Source organism: Streptomyces sp. NPDC051105, assembly GCF_040682795.1.
GTDB lineage: Bacteria > Actinomycetota > Actinomycetes > Streptomycetales > Streptomycetaceae > Streptomyces.
The window spans coordinates 592,634-605,145 of the sequence record NZ_JBFBBR010000003.1; the positions used below are offsets into that span (position 1 = coordinate 592,634).

10 protein-coding genes are annotated in these 12,512 nt (G+C 70.7%); 5 read left to right on the forward strand and 5 right to left on the reverse strand.

The features are described 5' to 3' along the window. Nucleotides 1-11: 11 nt before the first annotated feature. Together AB0N16_RS10230 and AB0N16_RS10235 are read right to left on the reverse strand one after the other, a co-directional pair. Nucleotides 12-1,283 (reverse strand): putative T7SS-secreted protein, encoded by a 1,272-nt coding sequence (locus tag AB0N16_RS10230; RefSeq protein WP_365794982.1) that lies wholly within the window; start codon nt 1,281-1,283, stop codon nt 12-14. Next, nucleotides 1,280-1,585, reverse strand: a complete 306-nt coding sequence (locus AB0N16_RS10235; RefSeq protein WP_365794984.1) for a hypothetical protein — start codon at nt 1,583-1,585, stop codon at nt 1,280-1,282. Before AB0N16_RS10235 ends, AB0N16_RS10230 begins: the two co-directional genes overlap by 4 nt. A gap of 78 nt (nt 1,586-1,663) precedes the next feature. Between AB0N16_RS10235 and AB0N16_RS10240 the strand changes: the two genes are divergently transcribed. Beyond that, the gene (locus tag AB0N16_RS10240) at nt 1,664-2,356 is read left to right on the forward strand and encodes a hypothetical protein (protein ID WP_365794986.1); all 693 of its coding nucleotides are present in this window, start codon (nt 1,664-1,666) and stop codon (nt 2,354-2,356) included. Nucleotides 2,357-2,423: 67 nt separating this feature from the next. On the opposite strand, the gene AB0N16_RS10245 is transcribed toward AB0N16_RS10240, so the two are convergent. After that, on the reverse strand, nt 2,424-2,729 hold the full coding sequence (locus AB0N16_RS10245) for a WXG100 family type VII secretion target (protein ID WP_351317920.1): 306 nt from the start codon (nt 2,727-2,729) through the stop codon (nt 2,424-2,426). Nucleotides 2,730-2,966: 237 nt separating this feature from the next. On the opposite strand from AB0N16_RS10245, the gene AB0N16_RS10250 reads away from it, so the two are divergent. Further along, entirely contained in the window at nt 2,967-7,541 is a 4,575-nt protein-coding gene (locus tag AB0N16_RS10250; protein WP_365794988.1) for an FtsK/SpoIIIE domain-containing protein, read from the forward strand. Between the two features lie 21 nt (nt 7,542-7,562). On the opposite strand, the gene AB0N16_RS10255 is transcribed toward AB0N16_RS10250, so the two are convergent. Beyond that, nucleotides 7,563-9,284 (reverse strand): serine/threonine-protein kinase, encoded by a 1,722-nt coding sequence (locus tag AB0N16_RS10255; RefSeq protein WP_365794990.1) that lies wholly within the window; start codon nt 9,282-9,284, stop codon nt 7,563-7,565. 42 nt (nt 9,285-9,326) lie between these two features. After that, the gene (locus AB0N16_RS10260; protein ID WP_365794992.1) at nt 9,327-10,175 is read right to left on the reverse strand and encodes a menaquinone biosynthesis protein; all 849 of its coding nucleotides are present in this window, start codon (nt 10,173-10,175) and stop codon (nt 9,327-9,329) included. A gap of 318 nt (nt 10,176-10,493) precedes the next feature. On the opposite strand from AB0N16_RS10260, the gene AB0N16_RS10265 reads away from it, so the two are divergent. The 3 genes from AB0N16_RS10265 to AB0N16_RS10275 all read left to right on the forward strand — a co-directional run bounded on the left by AB0N16_RS10265 (nt 10,494) and on the right by AB0N16_RS10275 (nt 12,504). Further along, nucleotides 10,494-10,697: a cold-shock protein gene (locus AB0N16_RS10265; protein ID WP_003992177.1), complete on the forward strand. Its 204-nt coding sequence runs from the start codon at nt 10,494-10,496 to the stop codon at nt 10,695-10,697. 523 nt (nt 10,698-11,220) lie between these two features. Next, nucleotides 11,221-11,868 carry a methyltransferase domain-containing protein gene (locus AB0N16_RS10270; RefSeq protein ID WP_365794994.1) on the forward strand — a complete coding sequence of 216 codons (648 nt, stop codon included), beginning with the start codon at nt 11,221-11,223 and terminating at the stop codon, nt 11,866-11,868. A gap of 30 nt (nt 11,869-11,898) precedes the next feature. Further along, nucleotides 11,899-12,504: a helix-turn-helix domain-containing protein gene (locus AB0N16_RS10275; RefSeq protein WP_365794996.1), complete on the forward strand. Its 606-nt coding sequence runs from the start codon at nt 11,899-11,901 to the stop codon at nt 12,502-12,504. The last annotated feature ends 8 nt before the right edge of the window (nt 12,505-12,512 follow it).

Genomic DNA, 12,512 nt, shown 5'->3' on the forward strand with positions numbered 1-12,512 from the left:
AACCGCCACGGCTACGCGGCGAGGGCCGCGTGGAACGGCTTCGGCGAAGGCTGGGGCGACGGGCTCGGAGTCGGGGTCGGCTTGGCCGTTTCCGGCTCCTGGTAACCAGTGGTCCCGCCGTTCTCCCCGCTGAACATCCGGTGGAGCGCGCTCGCGAGGCCGTTCCCCTTGATGACCGCGGTGATCTGCTTTCCGCCGATGGGTGCGAACTTCTCCGGCAGCCCGGCGATGTTGAGCCTCTGTCCGGCTTTGAGGCCTTGGGCAAGGACCTTGTTCGTCAAGCCCACGCTGAGGCCGTTGAGAAAGTTGTGTCCGACACCGTCGAGCCCTCGAAGGGAGGCCTCGCCCCAGGTGCCGACCTTGCCGAAGGCTTTGAGCTTGGCCAGGCCCTTGAGTTTGGACACGGCCTTGAAACCCTTGAGCGCGCCGAGCCCCGGGAGGACTCCGAGGAAGTCCGTTCCCAGCGTCAGCCAGTTGACCTTCCCACCACGCACCGTCATGTCGTAGGCGTGGCCGGCCAGGGCCGCCGCGCTGCTGAGCACCGCGAGGGTGGCGAAGATGGGCACCAGGAACTGGAGCGGCGGGATGAACGCGCAGACGACCGCGAGGACAGACAGGATCGCGGAGATGTTGGAGAACGTGTCCGCCCAGTCGGCGAGCCAGTTCATGAATCCGCCCGGGTCGCGCACCGCATCGTGGTGGACCACATCCTTGATACGGCGGGCGGCACGGTCTCCGGCGTCGTCGAAGATGTCCCTGGCGTCCTTGACTTCCTTACGCGCCTGGCCGATGCGGTGCAGCGCCTCATCGCGCTTCCTCTCCCAGCGCTCGTACTCGGGCTTGTCCGCCTCGGGTATCTGACTGACGAGGTATTTGTCCGTGAACTTCTTCACTTCCCGGTCGGCCAGATCGTGATCGGACTTGGCCTCACGGTAATCCGCCAAGGCCTTGTCGGCCTTCTTCTGAGACCGGTGCAACTCTCCGGCGAATTCCTTTGATTCACCTTCCGCCACCTTGGTACCCACGGCCTTGGACGCCTCGTCGTACCGCTCGAACGCCTTCTTCAGCCGGTCGCCGGCGCCGTCCGCGATCTCGTTGAAAGCTCGGCCGGCATCACTGTCCCAGCCCTCCACCGAGGACAGCGCCTTGATGACCCGCGCCTGTTCATCGATCATGTCGGCCATCTGCCGCAGCTTCCGCCCGAGGGCGGCGACTTCGTCAGGATCCCCCGGAGTGGGATCCTCGTCCCACAGCGGCGGCCAGTCACCGGATCGCCTGCTCACTTCTTGCCCTTCCCCGTGTTATCGGCAATTGCCTTGGCCAACTCGTGGTCGATCTCTTCGTACTTCTGGGCCGCGGCTCCGGTGTACTCGGCCAGCTTCTTCAGTTCCTTCGACAGTGTCTTCCGCGTCTTCTTCCACGTGGTACTGAACTCGTCGAAGGCGTCTTTCAGGCCACCATGCCCCAGTTCGTCCTCGTAACCGTCGGCAGGGTTCCCATGCTGATCAAACTCATTGTGGAGCTTGCCCAGCGTCCGAGAGCACCCCTTGATCATGTCGAGGTCGTACCTGATTCTGTCCGCCATTGAAAAAATCCCCCATCATGGACATGAGACACTGCCGCGAGACTTCCTTCGGCAAACGACTTGGAAGGTGGAACGGATTTGTCCACGAGCACCGACCGCACCGTACGGGACCGACTCGGCGTATCGCCCGACGCAGCAGCCTGGTGCACGATCGGCAAGATCCCCGAGCCGCCCGCCGAAGCACACAGGGCAGCAGGATCCGGGCCGTTGCGTCCTGCCTCCATACGACCGCTCGGCATGCTCGGCGTCGCTCTGGGATCGCCCCTGCTGTTCATCGGCAAGCTGCTGAGTCTCCTCGGCGCCGGTGAGGAGGCCCTCAAGCGCATGCTGTCGACCACAGGGGAACAGGAGCGCCACCGCGCCGCGAAACTCGACGAGAAGCGGCGGGATGAGGCCATCGTCGAACTCGGTCTCGACAAGACCTTCGACGGCGACTGGAACGGGGCCGCCGGCCGCTTCCTCCTGCAGTGGTACAGCCATTCCTCCCACCACCAACGCCTGGTCGCCCTCGCCGGGGACCGCATTCTGCTGGCCGCTCCGCCCACCCGCGTGTCCATCCGCCGGGACGCACTCATGCAGGTAGTCGCCGAGATTCCGGCCGGGGACGCCACCCTCGCCGACCCCCTCCCCGCGTTCGAGAACGACCGGCTGCTCCTGCGCTTCAAGGACGGTTCGTGGCTCACCCTCACGACCGAGGAGTGGCGCAGCGAGCTGCACACCTACCTGATGCGTCGTCCGCAGCCGGGCGGGACCCAGACCACCGAAGCCTGACAGCCGGGTGCGACGGAGCACTTGACGCACTCCGTCGCACCCAGTCGTTCAAAGACCTCGGACTTTACTAACCCTTGGCCTGCTTAGCCAGCTGGTCGTCCAGCTGCTCGTACGCTTCCTTGGCCTTCTTCAGGAAGTCCGAGAGCCCGTGCAGGCCCTGGATCGTCTTCGTCGCGCCCTTCGTGAAGTCCTTCATGGAGTCGTCGTACGCCCCCGAGGCCTTCTGGGTGGTGAAGCCCTCCTCCACCAGTGCCGAGACACGCTTCTCGATGTTCTTGATCTTGTCCTCGAGCTCGTGCATGTCCTTGATCAGGTCGCCGGCGACCTTCTCCATCTCGGCATAAGTAAGGTCCGTGTCTTTGCCCTTGCCCATGTCGGCATCCCTCCCGTTGTGTTGTGGCCGCCCCAGGGCTCGCCCCCGTGGCTTGCTCCGATGGATCGGCCGGTCCTGACCCGGCCGTCCCATGAGCAAAGATCCTACGGGTGGGAGGCCCGTGGCCGCAGGGGCCTCGTGCGAGGGAATCGTGAACCGGCGCAATCCCGTTGCGCCCGTGAAAGCCCGTCCGGCTAAGGTCACACCGAATGCACCGGGCCTGCGAGGAGGACGAACGTGCGCCTGAGTCTGACCGTCGTCGACCCGGTCGGCGGTGCCACCGCCGACGTCGTGCTCGACGCCGATCCCGAGTCGACGGTCGGTGACGTGGCCCGGGAGCTGGCCCGGCAGGTCGGTCTGGGCTACCCGGACCACGGCGAGGTCGCCCAGGTCATACCCATCGGCGCCCCCAGGGGTGCGGCGGCCGTCCAGACGGCCGGTCCCCTCGCCTACGTCGACGGCTACGCCCTCGACCCCGCCGCCACCGTCGTCGGCTCGCCGCTGCGCGACGGCGTGGTCGTCAGCCTGCACGACCCCGCCGGGTGTGTGCTCGGCGAGCCCACCGGCATCGTCGAGTTCCGGGTCGCGGGCGGTCCCGCCGCCGGCGCCGTGCACCGCCTCGGTGTCGGGCGGTACGACATCGGTACCGGCCCCGCCTCCCACATCCGCGTCGAGGACCCGGAGTTGCCCGCCCGGGCCGCCACCCTCACCATCGCCATCGACGGCACCTGCAAAGTACGGACACACGGCGACGGCGCCCGGCTGGACGGGGAGGAGTTCGAGGGCGAGGGCGACTGGCCGCTCGGCTCCCAGCTCGCCGTCGGCAACTCCCTGCTGGAGATCACCGGGTATGCGCCGCCCAACGCCGCCCTCAAGTGGTCCGACGACGGGGCCGGGCTCGACTACAACCGGCCCCCGCGGCTGCGCCCCGCCGAGCACCAGACGCACTTCTCGCTCCCGAACCCGCCCGGCGACTACGAGGCCCGTCCGCTGCCCTGGCTGATGGCGGTGCTGCCGCTCGTCGGTGCCGTGGTCTCGGTGTTCATGTTCCACCGCTGGTACTACCTGATCATGGCCGTGATGAGCCCGATCATGCTCTTCGGCAACTACTTCATGGACAAGAAGCACGGGCGCAAGTCCCATGCCAAGCAGCTGAAGGAGTACAAGGAGCACAAGGGCCGCATCGAGAACGACGCCCAGGACGCCCTGAAGACCGAACGCAGCGACCGCCGGGCCGCCGTGCCCGACCCCGCCGCCGTGCTGACGTTCGGCACCGGACCACGCACCCGGCTCTGGGAGCGGCGCCGCACCGACGCCGACCATCTGCTGATCCGCTTCGGCACCGGGCGCGTCCCCTCCGAGGTGGAACTCGACGACCCCGAGCAGGACGAGCACAAGCGCAAGGTCCGCTGGTACATCGAGGACGCCCCGGTCGCCCTGTCGCTGCGCGACCTCGGGGTCATCGGCGTGGCCGGGCCCGGTGACGCGGCGCATGCGCTGGGGCGTTGGGCGGTCGCCCAGACCGCCGTCCTGCACAGCCCGATGGACGTGCAGTTCTACGTCCTCACCGACAACGACGCCGGTGCCCGCTGGGACTGGGTGCGCTGGCTGCCGCACTCCCGTCCCGGCGGCGGCCAGGACGTGAACGTCCTCATCGGCACCGACTCCGAGACCGTCGCCGCCCGCGTCGGCGAGCTGACCCAGCTCCTCGACGGCCGGCAGAAGGCCCTCCAGCAGGGCGGCCGCAGCAAGGTCGACGGGCCCGCCTTCTCCGATCCGGACATCGTGATCGTGTGGGACGGGTCCCGGCGGCTGCGGTCCATGCCGGGTGTGGTGCGGCTGCTGAAGGAAGGGCCGGGGGTGGCCCTGCGCTCCATCTGTCTCGACGAGGAGGAGCGGTTCCTGCCGGGCGAGTGCCAGGGCGTCGTCGTCGCCGAGCCGCCGGCGGCCAAGAACGCCCCCGCGACGGCCGTGGCGCAGCAGGCCACCGGCGGCTTCCCCTCCTTCCAGGCCTGGCATCCACAGGCCCAGCACGACCAGCAGGGTGCGGAACAGTCCCCGCAGGACCTGGAGTTGCGGCTGCGGGTCGAGCAGAGCGGGGCGCTGCGCAAGCGCGACGTACGGCCCGACTTCGTCTCCCCCGCCTGGTGCGCCCGGCTCGCCCGCTCCCTGTCGCCGCTGCGTGACATCAGCGGGGAGTCGGAGGACTCGGCGCTGCCCGCCGCCAGCCGGCTGCTCGACGTGCTCCAGCTGGAGCCGCCCACCCGGGACGCGATCGCCGCGCGGTGGCGGATGGGCGGGCAGTCGACGATGGCGGTCATCGGGGAGTCGTACGACGGCCCGTTCGGCATCGACCTGCGGCGCGACGGGCCGCACGGGCTCATCGCCGGTACCACCGGTTCCGGCAAGTCCGAGCTGCTGCAGACCATCGTGGCCGCGCTGGCGGTGGCGAACACGCCGGAGAACATGACCTTCGTGCTCGTCGACTACAAGGGTGGCTCGGCGTTCAAGGACTGCGTCAAACTCCCGCACACCGTCGGCATGGTGACCGACCTCGACGCCCACCTCGTGGAGCGCGCGCTGGAGTCGCTGGGCGCCGAGCTGAAGCGCCGCGAGCACATCCTCGCCGCCGCCGACGCCAAGGACATCGAGGACTACCAGGATCTGGTGAGAAGGGATCCGTCCCGGCCGCCGGTGCCCCGGCTCCTCATCGTCATCGACGAGTTCGCGTCCATGGTGCGGGACCTGCCCGACTTCGTCGCGGGACTGGTCAACATCGCCCAGCGTGGCCGGTCGCTCGGGATCCATCTGCTGCTGGCCACCCAGCGGCCCTCCGGTGTGGTCTCTCCGGAGATCCGCGCCAACACCAACCTGCGGATCGCGCTGCGCGTGACCGACGCCGGTGAGTCGACGGACGTCATCGACGCGCCCGACGCCGGGCACATCGCGAAGAGCACGCCGGGACGGGCGTACGTCCGGCTCGGGCATGCCTCGCTGATCCCCTTCCAGTCGGGCCGGGTCGGTGGCCGGCGCCCCGGGGCGGCCGACCCCGCGACCCTCGCGCCCTGGGCCGGGGCGCTGTCCTGGCAGGACCTCGGGCGGGCCGCGCTGCGCAAGCCCAAGTCCGAGGCCAAGGAGGACGACGAGATCACGGACCTGAAGGTGCTGGTGGACGCCGTGCGCGAGGCCAACACCGCGCTCGCGATCCCGGCCCAGCACTCGCCGTGGCTGCCCGCCCTGGACGACATGCTGCTGCTCGACGACGTGCCGGCCGTACCGGCGCAGGGCGCGCTGCCCGCCGCCCCCTACGGTGTCGAGGACCTGCCCGCCGACCAGGCCCGCCGTGCGGTCGCCGTCGACTTCGCCAGCTTCGGGCATCTGATCATCGCCGGTGCCCCGCGCACCGGACGCTCGCAGGTGCTGCGTACCATCGCCGGTTCGCTGGCCCGCACCAACTCCTGTGCGGACGTGCACCTGTACGGCATCGACTGCGGCAACGGCGCGCTCAACGCGGTGACCCGGCTGCCGCACTGCGGTGCGGTCGTCGGCCGTAACCAGACCGAGCGCGTCGAGCGGCTGATGTCCCGGCTCTCCGGCGAGCTGAGCCGTCGTCAGGAGTTGCTGGCCGATAAGGGGTTCGCGGACATCGGCGAGCAGCGGGCCGCCGTGCCGGAGGCGGAGCGGCTGCCGCACATCGTGCTGCTTCTGGACCGCTGGGAGGGCTGGCTGCCCACCCTCGGCGAGCTGAACCACGGTGATCTCACCGACCAGATCATGGTGATGATGCGAGAGGGCGCGAGCGTCGGTATCCATCTCGTCCTCACCGGTGACCGGCAGATCCTGGCCGGGCGGATCTCCTCCCTCACCGAGGACAAGTACGGTCTGCGGCTCGCGGACCGCGCCGACTTCTCGATGCTGGACATCAACTCCCGCAAGGTTCCCGAGGAGATCCCGCCCGGTCGTGCCTTCCGCAGCGAGACGGCCGCCGAGACGCAGTTCGCGCTGCTGTCCGCGGACACCTCCGGTCAGGGGCAGGCCGCCGCGATCGTCGCGATCGGCGAGGCGGCGGCGGCCCGGGACGCCCAGGTGCCGCGCTCCCGGCGCCCGTTCCGGGTGGACGTGCTGCCCAGCCGGATCTCCTTCGAGGACGCCTGGGCGATGCGGGATCCGGCGGTGGCGGCCGCACCGCTGTGGGCCCTGGTGGGTGTCGGCGGCGACGAACTCACGGCCTTCGGGCCGGACCTGGCGCAGGGCGTGCCCGCTTTCGTGATCGGCGGTCCCGCCAAGTCCGGGCGTTCCACGACCCTGTTGGGCTTCGCCCGTTCCTACCTCGCCAACGGTGTACGGATCGTCGTCGCCGCGCCCCGGATGTCCCCGTTGCGTGACCTCGAAGGCCAGGAAGGCGTGTTGAAGGTCTTCACCGGGCGGGACATCGACGAGGACGAGCTGACGGAGGTCATCGCGTCGGCGTCGCCTGCCGAGCCGATCGTGGTCCTGGTCGACGACGCCGAGGTGCTGGACGACTGCGACGCCGAGGACGTCTTCAAGCGGATCGTCGAGAGCGGCGTAGAGGAGGGCCTCGCCGTGGTCATCGCCGGTGACGAGGACGAGATCTGCGACGGCTTCTCCGGCTGGCAGGTCGACGCCAAGAAGGCCCGCCGGGGCATCCTGCTCTCCCCGCAGGAGTCCGGCTCCGGCGAGCTGATCGGCATCCGGACGACCCGCGCGATGGTCGGCGGCCCGATCCAGCCCGGCCGGGGCATGCTGCACCTGGGCAGCGGGGAGCACGTCACGGTGACCACCCCGCAGTAGTCGTGGTCGTACGGCGGGGGCTCAGTCCCCCGTCTTCGACATCACCGCCACCGGATTTCCCTCCGCCGAGCTGTCGGACGTGTAGATCAGCTCGCCGTGGCTGGGGGTCAGGTACACGGTGACCGGGTCGGGGTCGCAGCCGTCGTGGTTGCCCTCGACGCCCTTCGATGTCGCGACGAGCTTCTCGGCGGTCACCGAGTTCAGGGTGAGGACGTCCGTGCAGACCCCGCCCAGCTGGTCGGTCTGGCGCAGCCGGCCCAGCTCCCGGCCGACCTTGGTCTGCTGGACGGTGACCCGGAAGGTCCCGATGGGCAGATTGCCGTCCAGGGCGGTGGCCGAGCCCTCCCAGGTGCCCAGGTAGGCGGCCGGGACCGAGCCGCCGCCCGACGAGGACGCCGAGGGTGATGTGGCGGCGCCGCCGCTGTCGTTGTTCGGTCCGCCGTCGCCGCCGAGGTACGGCTTCAGCAGGAACCCCGCGCCGACGGTCACCACCGCCAGCGCCCCGGCCACCGCGAGCGCGACCGTGCAGCTCACCCGGCGCCCGCGACCGCCCTCCCCCGCCGGTACGGCGGTCGCGGCGACGCTCACCGAGACCTTCCCCGGGGGTACGCCCGGCGGCACGGTGTCACGCGGCTCGGGTACGCCCGGCGGCACGGTGTCACGCGGCTCGGGTACGACCGCGGGCGGCACCGTCGGCGGCGGCCCGAACTCCCCCACCGCGGGAACGCCCGCGGGAACACCCGCGGAAGCCCCCGCGGAAGCCCCCGTGGTAACGCCCCCGGCCGCGTCCACCGAGGGCGTGCTGAAGTCCACCGGCCCGGACGCCGGCACCGCCGCTCCCGCCCCCGTCACCTCCAGGTTCAGCACCTCCACCGCGCTGCGGCTGACCCGCTCCACCAGCGCCCCCGGCAGCCACCCGCCCGTCACCAGCCGCGCGGCCCCCTCGGGAGCCAGCCACCGGGCCACCTCGCCGGGGCCCGGCCGCGCCCCCGCCTCCTTCATCAGGCAGGCCTCGGTGACCTCCCGCAACTCGCCGCTCAGCGCGCCGAGTTCGGGCTCCTCGTGGACGACCTTGTAGAGCAGGGCGGCCGAGGAGTCGCCGGGGAAGGGCGGTCGGCCGTTCGCCGCGTAGGCCAGCACCGCGCCGAGCGAGAAGACGTCCGCGGCGCCGGTGACGCCCTTGCCGAGGATCTGCTCGGGGGACATGTATCCCGGCGAGCCGATCGAGACGCCCGACGACGTCAGGGAGGCCGTGCCGTCCGTGGCCCGCGCGATGCCGAAGTCGATGAGCAGCGGACCGTCGAGGGTCAGCAGTACGTTCGACGGCTTCACGTCCCGGTGCACCAGGCCCAGTTCGTGCACGGCGGCCAGCGCCTCCGCGAGGCCGGCGCCCAGCGCCCGTACCGAATGCGCGGGCAGCGGCCCGCCGTCCACGACGGCGGCCGCCAGGGACGGGCCCGCCGCGTAGGCCGTGGCGACCCAGGGCACCGGCGCGTCCGGGTCGGCGTCCAGGACGGGTGCCGTCCAGGCGCCGCCGACCCGCCGGGCGGCGGCCACCTCGCGGCGGAAGCGGGCCCGGAACTCCTCGTCCAGGGCGAAGTGCGGGTGCACGATCTTCACGGCGACGGTCCGGCCGCCGGCCGAACGGCCCAGATAGACGCGGCCCATGCCGCCGGAGCCGAGCCGGCCGAGCAGCCGGTACGGCCCGACCGTCGTAGGTTCGTCACCCGCGAGCGGCTGCATGCCCCCACCCCCCAGTAAGTCCGGGCAGCAGCCTATTGCCTGTCAGGCCTCCAGCAGATCGACCTTCACATCCGCCGCGAACCCGGTCGTCGGGCCGACCCGGCGGGCGAACTCCGCCACCGCCGCCAGCTGCGGTGCGCCGAACCTGAAGTCGAGGGTGGTGAAGTACTGGGCCAGGGTCGCCTCGTCGAAGGCCTCCCAGCGGGCGGCCTGTTCGGCGACCTTGGCGACCTCTTCCAGGGAGAGGTTGCGGGAGTCGAGGAAGGCGCTGTGCACCTCGCGGGTGAGATGCGGCTCGCGCTCCAGGTAGTCCCGGCGGGCCGCCCACACGGCGAAGACGAACGGCAGGCCCGTCCACTCCTTCCAGAGCGCGCCGAGGTCGTGCACCTGGAGGCCGTAGCGCGGACCGTCCAGCAGGTTGGCGCGCAGGGCGGCGTCGCCGATGAGCACCGCCGCCTCCGCCTCCTGCATCATCAGGCTGAGATCGGGCGGGCAGGTGTAGTAGTCGGGCTGGACGCCGTAGCGGTCGGCGAGCAGCAGCTGGGCCAGGCGGACCGAGGTGCGCGAGGTCGAGCCGAGGGCGACCCGGCGGCCGTCCAGCTGGTCCAGCGGGACCTGCGAGACGATCACGCAGGACATCACCGGGCCGTCGCAGCCGACGGCGATGTCCGGGAAGGCGACCAGGTCGCCGGCGTTGCGCAGGAACTCGACGAGGGTGATGGGCCCGATGTCGAGGTCGCCGCGCACCAACTGCTCGCTGAGCTTCTCAGGGGTGTCCTTGGTCAGCTCGAAGTCGAGAAGGGTGCCGGTTCTCGCGAGCCCCCAGTAAAGGGGCAGGCAGTTCAGGAACTGGATGTGGCCGACGCGCGGCCGGGTGCGAGAATTGTCCACATCGCGACACTAGACCCCATGAGGTACGGTGCTGAGACCGCCCCCGCCGTCGGCACCGAAGCCACCCCGGGCGTCAACCCACTTACGAGGCCGTTCAAACGTCCGGGTGACGTGATCTTGGCCTCTGTTGCTTTCGGCTGCCCACATGCTAGGCTCGCCGCAAGTTGCAGTTTGGTTTCCCTTGCAGTACAGAGCCTGCGGAGCATGTAACCGCGGGCTCTCGTCGTTTTCAGACGTATGCAGTTGTGCGGCACTTAGTTTGTTTTCACACTTGCAGGTTCTGGAGCAGGGCAACCCTTTTGAGCCCAAGGAGGGCTTATGGCTACCGGAACCGTTAAGTGGTTCAACGCCGAAAAGGGCTTTGGCTTCATTGCCCAAGAGGGCGGCGGCCCGGACGTCTTCGTTCACTACTCCGCGATCAACGCGAGCGGCTTCCGCTCGCTCGAGGAGAACCAGCAGGTGAGCTTCGACGTCACGCAGGGTCCGAAGGGCCCGCAGGCGGAGAACGTCACCCCCGTCTGATCTCACCGATCCAGACACCCCGAAGTCTGATCTCAGACTGAGTGCAGTACCCAAGGAGCCCCGCGCCTTCCGGCGACGGGGCTCCTGCCTTTTCCCGCCGACCCGAATGAACGCCGCGTCACGCGTACGAATGCGGCGCCGGGCACCGCCCCCCTCCGCGGGAATGCGGAATATCCCCGCGACACGTCGGAAATCCCCGGGGGTTCCATTCGACGCCCTCCCCGCGTGACCCCACGTCCACCTGCCCACCGCATACGGCGCAATGCCCGTCCGGGGCCCACACGCCACGGGGGGCACACCGGGTGGCGAACGGCCGGGCGGAGAGCCGGACGACGGCTATGCCGGCCCCCTCCGACGCGCCCGGACCCCCTCCCCCCGCCGGCCCCCTCCGACGCGCCCGAACCCCCTCCCCCGCCCCGGTCACCCGGACGCCGGACACCGACGGCTCCGCCGGCCCGGCCGGTGACCTCGCGCCGCGGGCGGGCCGGGCCGTTGTCAGTGGCGGCCGTTAGGGTCCGCGGGCATGACTGCCGACTTCCTCGCCGCCACCCGTACCTTCTACGACACGGTCGCCGAGGACTACGCCGACCACTTCCGCGCGGACCTCGCCGACCGGCCGCTGGAGCGGGCCCTGTTGGCCGCGTTCGCCGGGCTGGTCGGCGACGGCGGGGAGGTGGCCGACCTGGGCTGTGGGCCCGGCCGGGTCACCGCCCGGCTGGCCGGCCTCGGGCTGTCGGTCTTCGGGCTCGACCTGTCGGAGTCGATGCTGGCCGTCGCCCGCCGGGAGAACCCCGGCCTCCGCTTCGTACCGGGCTCGATGCTGGAACTGGCGGTGGCGGACGGGGCGCTGGACGGGGTGGTGTGCTGGTACTCGTCCATCCACACGCCTGAGGACCGGCTGCCTGCGCTGTTCGGGGAGTTCCGGCGGGTGCTGCGCCCGGGGGGCCCGCTGCTGCTCGCGTTCCAGGTGGGGGACGTGGCACGGCGGCACGAGGAGCCGTGGGGGCATCCGGTGGCGCTGGACTTCGAGCGGCGGCGGCCGGAGGAGATGGCACGGCTGCTGACGGAGGCCGGCTTCACGCTCCACTCCAGCACGGTGCGGGAGGCCGACACGGCCCTCGACGAAACGTGCCCGCAGGCGTTCCTGTTCGCACGGGCCGGTAAAAAATGAGAAGACTTCTCATTCTGTTACGGTTTCCGCGTGGGGCTGAGGGAGAAGAAGGCGCAGAAGGTCCGGGCCGCGATCTACGACGCCATGATCGCGCTGGCCGAGCGGGACGGGTACGAGGCGGCCACCCTGGAGCAGGTCGCCGAGCGGGCCGAGGTGGCGGTCTCCACGGTCTACCGGTACTTCACGAACAAGGACGCCATCCTGCTCGACCCGGTCGAGCGCAGCATCGGCGCGCTCGCCGGGCATCTCCGGGCCCGGCCCGAGGGCGAGGACGTCGCCGTCTCGCTGGGCTGGGCCGCGCGCGCCGTTCTCGACCTGGGCTCGGACGAACTGGCCCGGATCCGCCGGCTGCGGGCGCAGCTGGACCGCGCGCCCGGGCCGCGGGCCCGGCTGTGGGACCTGGTGCACCGGGAGCGGCTGCTGCTCGAGGCCGCGATCGCGGAGCGCGGCGGCCGGGACCAGCTGTGGAACGCGGCAGCCGCACACCTCACGCTCATGATCGTCGGCATGGCGCACGACCATGCGCGCGACAGCCTCGACGACACGGCGCCCGCCGACTACGCCGACCGGATCATCACGATGCTGCACGAGGGCGCCGCCGCACCGATCCCGGTGCGTGCGGGGCGGGCGGGGTAGGGCCGCGC

Excerpts from the sequence above, each read along its gene's own strand:
- AB0N16_RS10235 (WP_365794984.1), bottom strand. The coding sequence starts at position 1,585 with ATGGCGGACAGAATCAGGTACGACCTCGACATGATCAAGGGGTGCTCT.
- AB0N16_RS10245 (WP_351317920.1), bottom strand. The coding sequence starts at position 2,729 with ATGGGCAAGGGCAAAGACACGGACCTTACTTATGCCGAGATGGAGAAG.
- AB0N16_RS10255 (WP_365794990.1), bottom strand. The coding sequence starts at position 9,284 with ATGCAGCCGCTCGCGGGTGACGAACCTACGACGGTCGGGCCGTACCGG.
- AB0N16_RS10265 (WP_003992177.1), top strand. The coding sequence starts at position 10,494 with ATGGCTACCGGAACCGTTAAGTGGTTCAACGCCGAAAAGGGCTTTGGC.
- AB0N16_RS10270 (WP_365794994.1), top strand. The coding sequence starts at position 11,221 with ATGACTGCCGACTTCCTCGCCGCCACCCGTACCTTCTACGACACGGTC.